Here is a 15,052-nt window from a genome sequence, read left to right on the forward strand (position 1 = left end):
CGGGCCCAGTCGCGCTGACTGCGGTACTCAGCGCGGACCCGAGCGCGTCCGCAACCACGCGATTGGCACCCGCGCCACGGCATAGCCCACACCCGGATGCCAATCGCGCAGCTCGGCCTCGTCACCGACCAGACGCATCAGGGCGTAGGCGCGGCCCGCCACGAGGCGATCACCGCCGGGCCGCCCGTCCGGCATGACCCATGCCGCGGGCGCGTCCCGGTCGCTCTGGACCTCGACCCAGGATGTGGGCGTACGATGATAGGCTAGGCCAACGCCACCGAGCAGGCAGAGGGCGAGGAGAGCGTCGCGCGTGAGCTGGTGCGCCTGGAAGGGCAAGCGCCCGCGCCAGACCGCGAAGGCGCTGGCGTGGCGGGCCGTGGGCCGGACCGAAGGATCGACTCGGCCGGGTTGCTCGCGCATGGAGCGCAGCAGTTCGCGCCGGTGCTCGGGCAGGAGCTGCGGCGCGCCATCCTCCAGCGCGGCAAAGCGCTCCGCTGGCGGCCGCGCCTTGAGCCGGTCGAGCGCGGCACGGCTCTCCTGCTCGGCCGCTGTGGCGGCTTCACGGGCCGCGCGATCTGCCGCCGCGATCCGAGCGCGAACGTCGTCAGGTGTTGCCGGCACGCTTGGGGCCTCCCTTGCGCGCGCCGGCCGATGCTGGAGCAGCTTCGTCCTCTCCGACCAGCCACAGAGCCGCCGGCTTGACCGCCTCCATCACGGCGAGCCGGAAGGCGGTGAGATCGCGCAGGATGCGCCCGGCCTGGGCCGGCGAGGTCTGCTGGACCAGGCTCGCCCGGTCGAGCCGAGCGACCCCGCGCAGCTGACCGGCCGCCAGGACCTCGCGCGTCTCGTCCTCCAGCTCGAAGCCGCGCAGCTGGGTCACGGTGGCATCGCCCACCACCCGCTTCAGGATCACCGGGTCGACTGCCCCGCGCACACCGTTGGCCACGACGAAGCGGGCCCCGGTCCAGGCAGGCGTACCCTGCAGCAGCTTGCCTGCATCGGCGAGTGCGCCCGCCTCTGCCGCCACCACCACCACAAGCCCGAGCTCGATCCCGGCCTCCCGCAGCGTCGGCGCCTCTTCCCGCAGGATCCCGAGCAGGCTCGCCGAGGTGTTGGCGCCGATATCGACGAGACTGGCTGTCGTGACGGCGTAGAGCGCGTTGATCACCGGGTCGAACTCGGCGCGTGCCGCCTTGCCGCCGCTGGCCTCGATCGCCTCGCGCGTGGCCCGCATCGGGAAGTGCTGAACGCTGCCGGGCTGGTTGGACACGTCGGCCGTCTTGAACTCGGTCAGGCGGGGCACCGACTCGATCTCCAGGATCGGCGCGTCCGGGACCGCCTCGGCGAGGCCGCGGGTCACGGTCGACTTGCCGATGCCGCCGGTTTCCTGGGCGACGAGGAGGATGCGGGGCATGGATCTTCAGTCCTTCTTGAACAGGTGGCTGTGCTTCTCGGCCTGCAGCCGGCGGATCTCCGCCTCGCTGAGTGGGGCATCCGAATTGGTGGGAGCCCGTGCCTCGTGGTTGGAGCGCAGCGTCGGGTGATCGCGGCTCAGCTCCGGCGCCAGCCGGGATGGGCGTGGTGCAGAGGTGGATGGATCGGTGAGGGCCCGTGCAGGCTCCGGCCGGTCGAGGCGAGCCGCGCGGGCCGCCATCCTGGCCGCGCGGGCGGCAGCTTGGCGGCGCACGCTGGAGATGATGCCGGTGAGGTTGCGCCCGGTGACGGGCTGCCCATCTGCAGTGGTGAAGCCTTGCGCGGTGAGGCCGGAGGCCACCGCATCCCAAGTCAGGCCGCCTGCTTGGAGGGCGACGAGTGCGTCGAGATTGGCGCGCACGGCCTCCATCAAGCCCGTGGCCGGTCGGCCACCCGGCGCGCGTGCCTCCCGGCGGCTGCCAGGGGCGGCAGCGGCGTCGCGCGCGAGGCGGCGCAGGTCGAGGCGGGAGCGCGGGGCCATGGCGCCGCCCTAGCAGGGTGCAGCTTGCCACCCCGTGTGGCCGATCGCTCGAAAGCCCCGTGGAACGGCAAGCTTCCGTTAGTCGACGGCTGCTGACGGCAGGGCACGGTAGAAGGCGGCAGTGGTACGGTAACAGCTACGGCAGAAGAGAGGGATCACACCACACGCACTGAAGTGCCCCAGCCCAAGGTTCATTAACCCTGGAGTCGCACGGCACTCGCCGAGCCGCACCCTCGCATGCCAGGACCGGCCGCGGCAACGAAGCCGCCGGCCTCAGCCCTGCCTGAGGGTGCTGCGATCCTCAGAAGTGATGCGATGCCCCAGGACGTCAGCTTCAGCGTCAGCCTGCCGCCCGAACTCGCCGCAGCCTTGCACCGAGCCGCGGCCGAGCGGGGCTGGACACCGGAGAGCCTAATCGGCGACTGCGTGGCGCAACAGCTGGAGATCGCCCTGCGCCACCGAGTGCTAGTGGAGCGGATGGAGCATGTCGATGCCGCGCTGCTGGCGATGGCGCAGGCGGTCGGCGAGCTCGGTGCGGCCGCGGACGAGTTCGAGGCGGGCAGCCTGTGCCGCTATCGGCCCGCTGAGACGCCCGTGCCGTGACGGCCTCGCTGCAGCGCTTGCGGCCAGGCTCGGACGCGGCAACCTACTATCTGACCGAGAGCCAGGATGAGGCCCGGCCGGACCGGCGTGGGGCCTACTACCAGGCGGAGGGCGAGGGGACTTGGTGGTCATCGGGTGAGAGCGTGGTGCGGCACGGCGCGGCGGTCACCGGCGCCTCGTTCCGCAACCTCTGCGCCGGACTCGATCCGGGCACGGGTAAGCCGCTGGTACGCGGCGCCGGCGCGCAGCATCAGTCCGGGACCGACTGCACCCTGACCCCAGCCAAGGCGGTGAGCGTGCTCTGGGCCGCTGGAACACCGGAGCAGCGCGCCGGGATCGAGGCGGCGCATCGCGCCGCGGTCGCACAGGCCTTGAGCTTCCTGACGCGCGAGGGCCTAGTCGAGGTGCGCACCGGAGCGGGCGGGGTCGAGCGGCACCGGCCGAGCGACCTGATTGTGGCGCGCTTCGATCACTTCACCACCCGCGAGGGCGATCCCAACCTGCACACTCACTGCGTGGTTCTCAACGTCGCTGGGGCACCGCGAAGTTCGGCTTCTGGGCGATACAAGTCTCTTACACATCTTACAATTGACCCAGCGCGACTGTTCGAGCAGCAGCGCGGACTCGGTGCCGCCTACCGCGCCGCGCTCAGCCACGAGCTGCGTGTTCGGTTCGGCTTGCGTTACCGCCCGGCCGGCCAGGGCCAGTGGGAGGTTGCTGGTGTGCCGGATGCGCTGCTCGCAGCCTTCTCCAAGCGCTCGGCCCAGATCCTGGAGCGGGCGGGGCCGGGCGCAACGAGCGCCCAGCGCGAGGTGGCGGCTTTGGCCACGCGGCGCGACAAGGCCGAGCTGCCAAGCGGATCCGAGCTGGAGGCACGCTGGCAGGCCGAACTTGGAGCCGCCGGCATCGATCCCTGGCAGGAGGCCCTACGGGTGGCGCAGGAGCCTGACCCGAACCGGGCACACGAAGCGGATCGCGCCGGGCGCGAGGCGGTAGAACCCTTCGACCCACCCGAGATCGCCGGCAACACGCCCGTCGCCCGTGCCGCCTCGGCCCTGTTCCGGCACGAGAACGTGCTGGGTCGAGCGGCCCTGCTGCAGGCAGCCCTGGAGGAGGCATCTCTACGCGGGCTCGGGATCGAGGCGGTCGAGGCCGAGCTCGCGCAGCTGGAACGCGACGGCCGACTCATGCCCTTGAGCTCGGTCGCGCTCGATCACAGCCAGCATGCCTGCTGGACGAGCCCCGGCATCGCCGCCTGCGAGGCGGCCCTGCTGCGTGCGGCCGAGCGGCCTGGAGAGCGGACTTGGATCGCGCCCGAGGCGGTGGCGGCAGCACTGGCTGCCGCCCCCCATCTCAGCCCGGAGCAGGCCGAGGCGGTGCGTCAGGTCGCCGGATCGGATGGCGTCTCGATCCTTGAGGCCGGCGCGGGCACAGGCAAAACCACAACGGCGCAAGCCCTGGTTCTTGCGGCAACCCGCAGCAAACTGCGCGTGATCGGCCTTGCACCGTCCTGGGTGGCCGCCGACGAACTCGCCCGCTCCGCCGGCATCCCGGCCCAGGCGATTGCCCGCTGGCGCTACGCCTTTGCCAAGGAGCAGGCTGAGACCAGGACCGACCCTGCGGGAGCAAGGACCGCCTCCCTCGATCGAGACACCCTGGTGCTCATCGACGAGGCCGGGATGGTCTCGACACGCGACCTGGAGGCGGTCCTGAGTGCCGCGCGACAGGCGGGCGCCAAGGTGGTGCTGATCGGAGACCGGCGCCAGCTCGCCTCGGTCGGGGGGGCGTCTGCCCTGCGGGCAGTCTCCGAGGTGGTCGGACGCGCAGGCGTGCTCGGAGAGGTGCGGCGCCAGGAGGTGAAGTGGCAACGAGCCGCCTCGATGACCATGGCGGGCGGCGATGCCGAAGCGGGTCTGCGCGCCTATGCTGCCAACGACCGGATCGAGCTGATCTCCGGGACCGAGGCCGCTCAGGCGCGGGCAATCGCGGTGTGGTCGGAGGCGCGGGCACGGCACGGTGGGGACGTGCTGATGCTGACGCGCCGCAACGCCGATGCGGCGCTGCTGAACCTGAAGGCTCGGGCAGTGCTGCGGGCAGAGGAAAAACTCGGCCCCGACCTCGTCAGCCTGCCGGCGCGGGATCGTACGGATAGGCCGGCCGTCCTCGCCCTGGCGGTCGGGGACTCCTTACGCTTCGGTGAGAGCCTGCCGCATCTCTCAGTTCGCAACGGCAATCGCGCCCGGGTGGAAAGTATCACCCGGGATCCGGATGGAGAGATCCGCCTGCGCCTGAGGTTGGAGGATGGGCGCGTGCTCGACGAGCCTTGGCGGCGATTGGCGCGAGAGCCGCGGTTCGGCGGCAGGGCACCCCAGCCTAAGCTTGTGCATTCCTATGCCGGGACCGTGCACGCCGCCCAGGGGCGGACGAGCGCCGCGGCGGTGATGCTTGTGGCGGCCTCGACGGACGCGCGTGAGGTGTATGTCGGCCTGACCCGGCACCGGTCGGATGCGCGAGTGGTGGTCGAACGCGATCGCCTCGATGCCCTGTGCCGGCAGCGCCAGACCGACCCACGCCTGCCGGCGAGCGACACGATAGTGCTGGAGCGGCTGTTTGCCGAGGCGCGGGTCTACCGAGAGAAAATCAACGTCGCCGACTACGCCGCTGACCGGATCGCGTTCATGCGCAGCGGAGCCTTAGGCTTGCGCGAGCAGGTCCATGGCGGCATCGACGTCACCCGCGCCGTGCGAGCGGCCCGGGCTCTGCGCGCGGCGCTCGCCCAACTGAAGCCAGACCGGCTCACGGTGCCGGCTTGGCGGCTCCTCGATGCTGAGGGGCGTCGTCGGCTCTCCCGTGCCCCCACCGCCCACACGCGGCGCCTCTTTGCACGGATTGCAGGCCTTCTGGGGCGACCCGGGCCAGACCGCGAGCGTGGTGGGATCGAACGCTGAGGAGCAGAGCATACGCTCGGCAGAGACCTCGCAAGTGTAAGGGACACTGTCGTTGTTCCAGGCACGAGCGATGGTACAACCGATAGACCGTTCAGGGTCAGAAGCCGGCATTTTGGGTGAACACGTTAACCTCCAACTGCCTAGGCTGAGCCAAGGGCAGGCGGAGCTCCCGCGGTAAGGGATCTGGCCCGGTGAGGCCGTGTATGTTCCCGTTGCACCCGAACGAAGGGATTCGCCTGAAGGCGCTGCACGATCTGGAGGTGTTCGGCTCGGATCCTCAACCAGAGTACGATGCGATCTGTCGAACTGCACAAGGGCTCTTCAGTGTACCGATCGTGCTGGTGTCGCTTGTTGGCGAGACCGAGCAGTGGTTCAAGGGCAAGTGCGGCCTGGACGCGGGTCGAACACCGCGTGAGGTTTCCTTCTGCACCTACACCATCCTCTCAGACGAGGTGCTGGTGGTCGAGGACGCGGCACAGGACAGGCGGTTTGCCGCCAACCCGCTTGTTACGGGCGAGCCGCACATCCGCTTCTATGCAGGCGCGCCCCTCGTGCTCGGACCGGGCATTCACCTCGGCTCCCTGTGCATCATCGACACGGTTCCCCGCTCCTTCCCGGCCAAGCAGCAGGAGCAGCTACGTGACATGGCCCGGGTTGTAATCGCTCTGCTGCGCTCGAACAGGGCCGAGCGCGATGCACGGGAGAGCGCAGCCGACTACCGGCTGCTGGCCGACAACACCAAGGATGTGATCATCCGCTGCGATCTGGATGGCACGCGCCGCTACGTCTCGCCAGCAGCCAGCCACCTGCTCGGCTACGAGCCCCAGGAGCTTCTCGGGACTCACCCACTCGCCTTCGTTCACCCGGATGAAGTCAGCGACTACGCTCGGTTTCTAAAACGGATCGAGACTGGCCTGACCTTGCCCCCTGGCCTGCCCTCATTCTGAAGCTAGGGTCCGTCGAGCAGCAGACGGACGATGAAGAAGAGCCGGTTTAGCGAAGAGCAGATCATCGGCATCCTGAAGGAGCAGCAGGCTGGGCTGCCGGTGGCTGAGATCTGTCGCCGCCACGGCATCAGCGACGCGACGTTCTACACGTGGCGCCCGCGCTTCGGCGGCATGGAGGTCTCGGACGCGCGGCGTCTGAAGGCGCTCGATGAGGAGAACCGCAAGCTCAAGAAGCTCCTGGCCGAGGCGATGCTCGACGTGGCCACGCTGCGTGAGGCGCTGGGAAAAAACTTCTGACGCCCGGCGCACGGAGAACGGCCGTGAGCTGGGCCATCGAGGAGAAAGGTTATTCGCAGCGTCGCGCCTGCGGGCTGATCGGCCTTGAGCCGAAGACGTACCGCTACGCCTCGACCCGTGGTGACGACGCGGCTGTGCGGGTGCGCCTGCGCAGCCTGGCCGGCGAGCGCCGCCGGTTCGGCTACCGGCGCCTGCTCATCCTACTGCGGCGGGAGGGCCTCGCTCTCAACCACAAGAAGCTCTTCCGGCTCTACCGAGAGGAGCGGCTGTCGGTGCGCAAGCGCGGAGGTCGCAAGCGAGCACTTGGCACGCGAGCGCCCGCCGCGGTGCCGCAGGAGCCGAACCAGCGCTGGAGCCTCGACTTCGTCTCCGACACGCTCGACGACGGGCGGCGCTTCCGCATCCTCGTCGTGGTCGATGACTGCACGCGGGAGTGCCTGGCGCTGGTGGTCGACACGTCGCTGTCCGGGCGGCGGGTCACGCGTGAACTCGACCGGATCATCAAGGGCCGGGGCAAGCCGCTGATGATCGTCTCGGACAACGGCACCGAGCTGACCTCGCACGCCATCCTGCGCTGGCAGGAGGAGCGTGCGGTCGAGTGGCATTACATCGCGCCCGGCAAGCCGCAGCAGAACGGTTTTGTCGAGAGCTTGAACGGGCGCTTGCGCGACGAGTGCCTGAACGAGCATCTGTTCCGGAGCCTGCCGGCGGCCCGGACCATCATCGAGGCGTGGCGGGTCGACTATAACACCTGCCGCCCCCACACGAGCCTCGGCGGGCTCACCCCGAACGCGTTTGCAACCCGGTCCCGACAGGACCAGAACCAGAACGGACTCTGGTTATGAACGGGGGCAAACAGGGGGCAAGGTCAGTGACGATTTCGGCGGCGCGCTCGAGCAGATCCTCACGAGAGAGGGCGCCGATCGTATTGCTCTCCAAGATGATTACCCCTGGTATCTCGATGTCTGACTCCGCCCTACTTACCCAAGTCAGAACGGAATGTCCCGTGGCGAAATCTCGCGAGCGGCACCCGAGCCTGGCATTTGCGGAAGGGCACGCTGGTTAGAATTGTACTTGCCTCCCCGTGCATGAAAGCGACAGGCTGCAGGCGATCCTTGCGCAGCCTAATGTGTGCAAGGCTGATCACAAGGCGGTTTTCCGGCCCGAGCCGACTGACGGCGTAGGCTCAGCGGCTTCTTGACCGCTCGCTCTCAACCGAGGCGCACACGTCTTGCTAGAGGCAGGCACGCTAGCTCGGCGGTTGCGTGCATAAACCGAGCCTTCTTGAACGCAGAAACGCAGATTACCGTTGGGCTTGGAAACATCCAGGAAGGCTATGGGTCGCCCTTCAGCCTTCACCGTCTCATCAGGAACACGACTGTGACCACCGTTCCTCCTGGCACAAAAGCCGAACCGTGCGCTCGCATCGAGCGCGGTCAGGGGTGTGGCGTTGAGCGCTGCGGGCTCTGCGAAGCTCGTGCAGTCAGCATCTGCAACGCAATCGAGGAGGATCAGCTCAGCGAACTGGCCCGGGCAACCACGGTGGTCGAGCTCGCGCCAGGTGAGGTCTTCCGGAACGAGGGTGCTTCACCGGAGTACCTGTTCAACATCATCTCGGGGTCGGTGAAACTGTTCAAGCTCCTGGCTGATGGTCGTCGCGCGGTCATTGGGTTCCTGACGGTGGGCGATTTCATCGGTTTTGGGCGCCCTGATGCCGTGCCCTGCAGTGCCGAAGCCCTTACGAACGTTCGGCTGTGCCGGTTTGAGCGCGGCAAGTTCCGCGTCCTCCTGGAGACCTATCCAAAGCTCGAGCGTCGTCTCCTCGCTGTAGCATCTGACGAGGTTGCAGCTGGTCAGGAGCACATGACTCTGCTTGGCCGTCTGACTGCGGACGAGCGGGTTGCCCGCTTCCTCCTGGCGCGAGCGGAAGCATCTCAACGGCTGGGGGGCTCTAGCAAGGATCTCGAGCTGCCGATGACGCGCTCTGACATCGCCGACTATCTTGGCCTGACCATCGAGACCGTGAGCCGTGTCTTCACAAGGCTGCGCCGGAAGGAGCTCATCGACTACAAGACGGCAAGATCGGTCACTCTCCAGGATCGACCGGGTCTTCTGGCGATCAGCGAAGGCGGGTAGCCAAAAAACAATCTTTGTGAAGAAGCGCTACGCCGCACTGGCAAGGCAGCATGAGGTGGGTGAGCAGGCCTGCCGCACTACCAGCTTGCGGTCGGCCGCCCCCCAACTGCTGCCCTCGCTGTAGGTTTTCCGCCCCGTTTGACTCAGATCAATGCGCGCATTGGCTCGCAGGATCATGGTGCCAGATTAAGGGGGATCACCATGCTTGCTGCATCAGAACACTACCGTTGATACGGCGGCCATCTGTTCACGCTCGGCAAGATGGCGACGTCAGCAAGAGCAGACTAGGCCTAAGGATAGACATCCGCTCCATCACGTCTGCGAACGGCGATGCGCGATCCTATGTGCGCAATCAGTTTCTGGACGAAATTCCCTAAAAAACCCTTATCCCAGGCAACACTTCGGATGGCGATCGATCACGTTGAAGGGCCTTATCCATCCTCCAAGCCGCTGGAGCGCGACGCCCGTTTAGCGAACACTGATCACAAGGTTGCACCTAGTGAGATTGCGATCGGCGTGATTATCGGCCGGACAGCCGAGTATTTCGATTTCTTTGTGTTCGCGATCGCATCTGTGGTGGTGTTTCCAAAGGTGTTTCTGCCCTTCCTGGAGCCCCTGACCGCAACGCTCTATTCCTTCGCGATTTTCGCGCTCGCCTTCATCGCGAGGCCCCTTGGAACAGCAGTCTTCACAGCCATCGATCGTCGGCATGGCCGGGGCGTAAAGCTAACCACGGCGCTGTTTCTGCTCGGCTTTTCTACGATGGCGATCTCTTTCCTGCCCGGCTATGCGCAGATTGGGGTTTGGTCGCTTTACCTTTTAGCTGGACTGCGGATTGGGCAGGGCCTGGCGCTGGGTGGCGCCTGGGACGGCCTTGCCTCGCTGCTAGCGCTGAATGCGCCCATCGAACGACGCGGCTTCTATGCAGCTATCCCTCAGCTCGGTGCGCCGTTCGGCTTCATCGTGGCCGCCGTCATGTTCTCATACCTCCTGCTCAACCTGACAGAAGGCGAGTTCCTGGATTGGGGCTGGCGTTACCCCTTCTTCTGCGCCTTTGCCGTCAATGTTGTGGCTTTGTTCTCACGCCTGCGGCTCGTTGCGACGGACGAGTTTTCCCGCCTCCTTGAGCAGCGGCGGCTTGAGCCTTCGCCCATCATCCCGCTGATCCGCAACCACTCACGAGAGCTTCTCATCGGCGCGCTGATACCGCTGGCGAGCTTTGCCCTGTTTCATCTCGTGACCGTGTTCCCGATCAGCTGGATCAACCTCTTCACAGAGCGCTCGCCGGGCGAGTTTCTCATGATCCAGTGCTCGGGCGCCTTTATCTGCGCGGGTGCGGTCATGGCCTCTGGGCTCATCGCCGATCAGATCGGTCGCCGCATGCTGCTGATGATCACGGCAGGCCTGATCGCGGTCTTCGCTCTCGGCAGCATCATCGCGCCGCTGCTCGTCGAAGAGAACGCGATTGGGCAGACGATCTATGTCAACGCGGGTTTTGCCCTGCTTGGGCTGTCCTACGGCCAGTCCTCCGGAGCGGTCACGTCCCGGCTTGAACAGCGCTTCCGCTACACCGGAGCGGCTCTCACAAGCGACCTGGCCTGGCTGCTGGGAGCGGGGTTCGCCCCCCTGATCGTGCTGTTTCTGTCAGCCCGCTACGGCCTCGCCTGCGTGGGTCTGTACCTGCTGTCCGGTGCAATCACGACCTTGCTGGCGCTTGGCAGCTCGCGCTCAGAAATCCGGCAGGTCTGAACCGTGCTCCCTGGTCACCCTCGCGCCATCCGGCCGCGTCCAGCCCGCGCGCCGGCGAGAGATGATGAAGCAAGCCCCATGGTCTCACCGTCTCGCCCTTCCTTTGCTCTCCGCCGCTCGCAAGGCCCGCGGGTGAGCAGCATGCTGCGAAGCCTAGCCGTGCTAGCCGCCTCCAGTCTGCTGGCCGGGTGCAACATGGTTGTCATGAACCCGTCCGGGGACATCGCAACACAGCAGCGCAACCTCATTATCGTGTCCACCGCGCTCATGCTGCTGGTGATTGTGCCGGTGATTGCGCTCACCTTCATCTTCGCGCGCCGGTATCGTGCTTCGAACCCAGACGCGACCTACGATCCGGATTGGCACCACTCGACCCAGCTCGAGGTTGTGATCTGGACGGTGCCGCTGTTGATCATCATGGCACTCGGCGCGATCACCTGGATCTCCACACACACGCTCGACCCATTCAAGCCGTTGTCGCGCCTTGGCCCTAACCGCCCGATCCCGGCCGACACCAAGCCACTCGAGGTGCAGGTCGTCGCCCTCGATTGGAAATGGCTGTTCATCTACCCCGAGTACGGGGTTGCAAGCGTCAACGAGATGGCGGCGCCGGTCGACCGGCCGATCACGTTCAGGATCACGTCGTCCTCTGTCTGGAACACGTTCTACGTCCCAGCGCTCGCCGGTATGATCTACGCCATGCCCGGCATGGAGACGAAGCTCCACGCTGTCATGAACAAGGAAGGAACGTTTCGGGGGCTATCGGCTCACTACAGCGGACCCGGGTTCTCCCGGATGAACTTCGGCTTCCGCAGCCTGCCGGCCGCAGGCTTCGACGAGTGGGTTGCGAAGGCCAAAGCGTCCGGCACAAACCTCAACCGCGAGGCTTACCTGGCGCTTGAGAAGCCGAGCGAGGCTGATCCGGTTCGGTTCTTCAGCAGCGTGCAGGCCGGCATCTATGACGTCATCCTTGGCATGTGCCCCGAACCCGGCCTGATGTGCGTCACCGAGATGCACCAGATCGACCGAGCTGGAGGTGGGGGGCGAGCCAGCGAAGAGAACCGCAAGCGGCTCGACTACGACAACCGTCGCCTGGAGTCCGGCACCGAGCCTTCGGGCGCCACCTTCCCGGCCTCGGGTCGTCCGCCGCAAGGCTCAGTCCAGCCGGAAGGCATGGATCCCCGCGACCAGACCCTGAGCCGGGACGGGGTCAACAAGCCAAAAACCGAGCCTGATCAGGGCCAGGGCAACGCCCTGCCGGGCGCCGACCGGACACCTGCGCCGGCCCAGCTCAACACTGCGCCCCCCCAGGGCCGCTAGCATCGACCGATACGGGCATTCCCATGTTCTCGAACATCGATCTCCAGCAGCTTGTCTTCGGGCGCCTGACGCTCGAAGCTATCCCCTATCATGAGCCGATCCTGCTCGTGACCTTTGCAGCTGTTGCGCTGGGCGGCTTGGCTCTCGTTGGCGCCGTCACTTGGTACGGCCAATGGGGCTATCTCTGGCGTGAGTGGTTCACAAGCGTCGATCACAAAAAGATCGGCATCATGTACATCATCCTCGCCATCGTAATGCTGCTGCGCGGCTTTGCCGACGCAATCATGATGGTTACACAAAAGGCTCTCTCGGTCGGAGAGGCACAGGGTTACCTGCCACCGCATCACTACGATCAGATCTTCACCGCCCACGGCACGATCATGATCTTCTTCATGGCGATGCCATTCGTGACCGGAGTGATGAATTACATCATGCCGCTCCAGATCGGAGCGCGCGATGTGGCCTTTCCATTTCTCAACAACTTCAGCTTCTGGATGACGGCAGGCGGCGCCATCCTGACGATGCTGTCGCTGTTTGTGGGCGAGTTTGCCCGTACGGGTTGGCTTGCCTACCCGCCGCTCTCCGGAGCAGCCTACAGCCCGGGCGTCGGTGTCGATTACTACATCTGGAGCCTACAGATCGCCGGCGTTGGCACGACGCTGTCTGCGATCAATTTGATCGCGACCATCGTGAAGATGCGCGCGCCCGGCATGACTATGATGAAGCTGCCGGTGTTCTGCTGGACCACGCTCGCTAGCAATGCAATCATCGTCACGATTTTTCCGGTTCTGACCGCCACGTTGGCTCTTCTGGCCTGTGATCGTTACGTGGGAACACACTTCTTCACGAACGATTACGGCGGCAACTCGATGCTGTACATGAACCTAATCTGGATCTGGGGGCATCCGGAGGTTTACGTACTCGTCCTGCCTGCCTTCGGCATCTACTCGGAGATCGTCTCGACGTTCTGCGGAAAGCGGCTGTTTGGCTATACGTCGATGGTCTACGCCACCGCTGTCATCGCGCTCGTGTCATGGCTGACCTGGCTCCACCACTTCTTCACGATGGGTGCCGGCGCCAACGTCAACGCCTTCTTCGGCATCACGACCATGATCATCTCGATCCCGACCGGGGCCAAGGTGTTCAACTGGCTGTTCACCATGTACCGGGGCAAGATCCGCTTCGAGGGCCCCTTCATTTGGGTCATGGGTTTCATCCCGACCTTCGTGCTGGGTGGCCTGACCGGCGTGCTGCTTGCTGTGCCGCCGGCCGACTTTGTCCTCCACAACAGCCTGTTCCTGGTCGCGCATTTCCACAACGTCATCATCGGCGGCGTCGTGTTCGGGCTGCTCGCCGGCGTGCAGTACTGGTTCCCGAAAGCCTTTGGCTTCCGCCTCGATCCCTTTTGGGGGAAGGTCAGCTTCTGGTGCTGGCTGGTTGGCTTCTGGGTCGTGTTCACGCCGATCTATGCTCTCGGCCTGATGGGCGAGACGCGTCGGACTCAGCACTTCGACGATCCATCGGTGCAGCCCTACCTGATGGTTGCGGCGTTCGGCGCCTTCATCATCATGGCTGGCATCCTGGCCTTTGTCGTGCAGCTTCTCGTGAGCATCCTGCGACGCGAGCAGCTGCGTGACCTTACCGGTGATCCCTGGGGTGGACGGACGCTTGAGTGGTCCACCTCCTCACCCCCACCCCCCTACAACTTCGCGTTCACACCCGTGGTGCACGATCTCGACGCCTGGTGGGACATGAAGAAGCGCGGCCATGAGCGGCCAGCAGGAGGCTTCAGGCCCATTCACATGCCCTGCAACACGGCGATGGGCATGACACTGGCCGCTCTGAGCACTGTGCTTGGGTTTGCCTTGGTCTGGTACGTGTGGTGGCTCGCCGCCCTGTCGCTCATTGCCCTGATTGCGGTCACGATCAGGCACACGTTCAACTACCACACGAGCTTCTATATCCCGGCCGCGGAAGTGAACCGGCTCGAAGCCCAGAGAGCGGCGCAACTGGTGGGACGGGTCTGAGCCATGCATGAAGTGACCGCCCCACCCGGCGCTACGGCTCCGGTCTTCTACGAGCAGGAGGAGCATGCCCACGGTGACGGGGGCACGCTCCTGGGCTTCTGGCTCTACCTGATGAGCGACTGCCTCATTTTTGCGGTGCTCTTCGCCTGCTACGGCGTGCTCGGCCGGAACTACGCGGCAGGTCCATCCGGCGCCGAGCTGTTCGACCTCAAGCTCGTTGCTCTCAACACCAGCCTCCTGCTCCTGTCCTCCATTACCTATGGCTTTGCCATGCTGAAGATGGAGGAGGAGCAGGTGGACGCGGTCCTGCGCTGGCTCGCCGCGACAGGCGTGCTCGGAGCTGGGTTCCTCGCCATCGAGTTCTATGAGTTCGCGCACCTGATCCATGAGGGCGCCACGCCCCAGCGGAGCGCCTTTCTCTCTTCGTTCTTCCTCCTGGTCGGGACGCACGGACTCCACGTAACATTCGGGATCATCTGGCTCGTGACGCTGATGTTCCAGGTGCGGCAGCACGGGCTGATCGCTGACAACCAGCGTCGCCTCCTATGCCTCTCGATGTTCTGGCATTTCCTCGACGTGGTGTGGATCGGCGTCTTCACCTTTGTGTACCTGATGGGAGCGACGCGATGAGTGCTCCGGCTCACCCTGTACACGGCACTGGTCCACATAAGCATGGGACCGGCCACGGCCCTGCTCATGGCACCCGGTCGGGCTACATGACGGGGTTCATCCTCTCAGTCATCCTCACGGCAATACCGTTCTGGCTCGTGATGGCCGATGTTCTCGACAGCAAGCTTAAGACCGATATCGTCATCATGGGCTTTGCCGTCGTGCAGATTTTCGTCCACATGATCTATTTCTTGCACTTAAACATGAAATCCGAGGGCGGATGGACCTTTCTCGCCCTCGTTTTCACGCTGACGCTTGTGCTGATTACCTTGGTTGGATCGATATGGGTGATGTATCACATGGATCAGAACATGATGCCCATGTCGCCCAACGAGGCTCTGCACAAGCCATGATCGCGTGCTTCCGAAGCAAGCAAGGCGCAAGACGCTCTATGTGATGCAG

13 protein-coding genes are annotated in these 15,052 nt (G+C 65.4%); 10 read left to right on the forward strand and 3 right to left on the reverse strand.

Annotation, left to right across the window (positions count from 1 at the left end; translation table 11 throughout):
- Positions 1-27: 27 nt before the first annotated feature.
- Genes MFF26_RS25225 through MFF26_RS25235 form a run of 3 tightly spaced genes read right to left on the reverse strand, consistent with a single transcriptional unit; the run spans position 28 to position 1,954 of the window.
- Positions 28-621 carry a hypothetical protein gene (locus MFF26_RS25225; protein WP_238308816.1) on the reverse strand — a complete coding sequence of 198 codons (594 nt, stop codon included), beginning with the start codon at positions 619-621 and terminating at the stop codon, positions 28-30.
- The gene (locus MFF26_RS25230; protein WP_238308818.1) at positions 605-1,414 is read right to left on the reverse strand and encodes a chromosome partitioning protein; all 810 of its coding nucleotides are present in this window, start codon (positions 1,412-1,414) and stop codon (positions 605-607) included. The genes MFF26_RS25225 and MFF26_RS25230 overlap by 17 nt, the downstream gene beginning before the upstream one ends.
- A 6-nt stretch (positions 1,415-1,420) precedes the next feature.
- Complete coding sequence (locus MFF26_RS25235; protein WP_238308819.1) at positions 1,421-1,954, reverse strand: hypothetical protein; 534 nt, start codon at positions 1,952-1,954, stop codon at positions 1,421-1,423.
- A gap of 315 nt (positions 1,955-2,269) precedes the next feature.
- On the opposite strand from MFF26_RS25235, the gene MFF26_RS25240 reads away from it, so the two are divergent.
- The 10 genes from MFF26_RS25240 to cyoD all read left to right on the forward strand — a co-directional run bounded on the left by MFF26_RS25240 (position 2,270) and on the right by cyoD (position 15,003).
- On the forward strand, positions 2,270-2,557 hold the full coding sequence (locus MFF26_RS25240; RefSeq protein WP_238308820.1) for a hypothetical protein: 288 nt from the start codon (positions 2,270-2,272) through the stop codon (positions 2,555-2,557).
- The gene (mobF, locus tag MFF26_RS25245; protein ID WP_238308821.1) at positions 2,554-5,505 is read left to right on the forward strand and encodes a MobF family relaxase; all 2,952 of its coding nucleotides are present in this window, start codon (positions 2,554-2,556) and stop codon (positions 5,503-5,505) included. Before MFF26_RS25240 ends, mobF begins: the two co-directional genes overlap by 4 nt.
- 203 nt (positions 5,506-5,708) lie before the next feature.
- Positions 5,709-6,452: a GAF domain-containing protein gene (locus MFF26_RS25250; protein WP_238308822.1), complete on the forward strand. Its 744-nt coding sequence runs from the start codon at positions 5,709-5,711 to the stop codon at positions 6,450-6,452.
- Positions 6,453-6,482: 30 nt separating this feature from the next.
- A protein-coding gene (locus tag MFF26_RS25255; RefSeq protein ID WP_238308823.1) for an IS3-like element ISMex1 family transposase occupies positions 6,483-7,594 on the forward strand; the annotation gives its coding sequence in 2 pieces (ribosomal slippage) (positions 6,483-6,732 and positions 6,732-7,594; 1,113 coding nt in all).
- A 439-nt stretch (positions 7,595-8,033) separates the two neighbouring features.
- Complete coding sequence (locus tag MFF26_RS25260; protein WP_238308824.1) at positions 8,034-8,885, forward strand: Crp/Fnr family transcriptional regulator; 852 nt, start codon at positions 8,034-8,036, stop codon at positions 8,883-8,885.
- A 405-nt stretch (positions 8,886-9,290) separates the two neighbouring features.
- Complete coding sequence (locus MFF26_RS25265) at positions 9,291-10,634, forward strand: MFS transporter (protein ID WP_238308825.1); 1,344 nt, start codon at positions 9,291-9,293, stop codon at positions 10,632-10,634.
- A 141-nt stretch (positions 10,635-10,775) separates the two neighbouring features.
- Positions 10,776-11,954 (forward strand): ubiquinol oxidase subunit II, encoded by a 1,179-nt coding sequence (gene cyoA, locus MFF26_RS25270; RefSeq protein WP_231347168.1) that lies wholly within the window; start codon positions 10,776-10,778, stop codon positions 11,952-11,954.
- Between the two features lie 23 nt (positions 11,955-11,977).
- Positions 11,978-13,981: a cytochrome o ubiquinol oxidase subunit I gene (gene cyoB / locus MFF26_RS25275; protein ID WP_238308826.1), complete on the forward strand. Its 2,004-nt coding sequence runs from the start codon at positions 11,978-11,980 to the stop codon at positions 13,979-13,981.
- A gap of 3 nt (positions 13,982-13,984) precedes the next feature.
- A complete protein-coding gene (gene cyoC, locus MFF26_RS25280) occupies positions 13,985-14,611 on the forward strand; it encodes a cytochrome o ubiquinol oxidase subunit III (protein WP_182556767.1) in 627 nt (208 codons plus the stop codon).
- The gene (gene cyoD / locus MFF26_RS25285) at positions 14,608-15,003 is read left to right on the forward strand and encodes a cytochrome o ubiquinol oxidase subunit IV (protein WP_238308827.1); all 396 of its coding nucleotides are present in this window, start codon (positions 14,608-14,610) and stop codon (positions 15,001-15,003) included. Before cyoC ends, cyoD begins: the two co-directional genes overlap by 4 nt.
- The last annotated feature ends 49 nt before the right edge of the window (positions 15,004-15,052 follow it).

The organism is Methylorubrum suomiense (assembly GCF_022179765.1).
Classification (GTDB): domain Bacteria; phylum Pseudomonadota; class Alphaproteobacteria; order Rhizobiales; family Beijerinckiaceae; genus Methylobacterium; species Methylobacterium suomiense.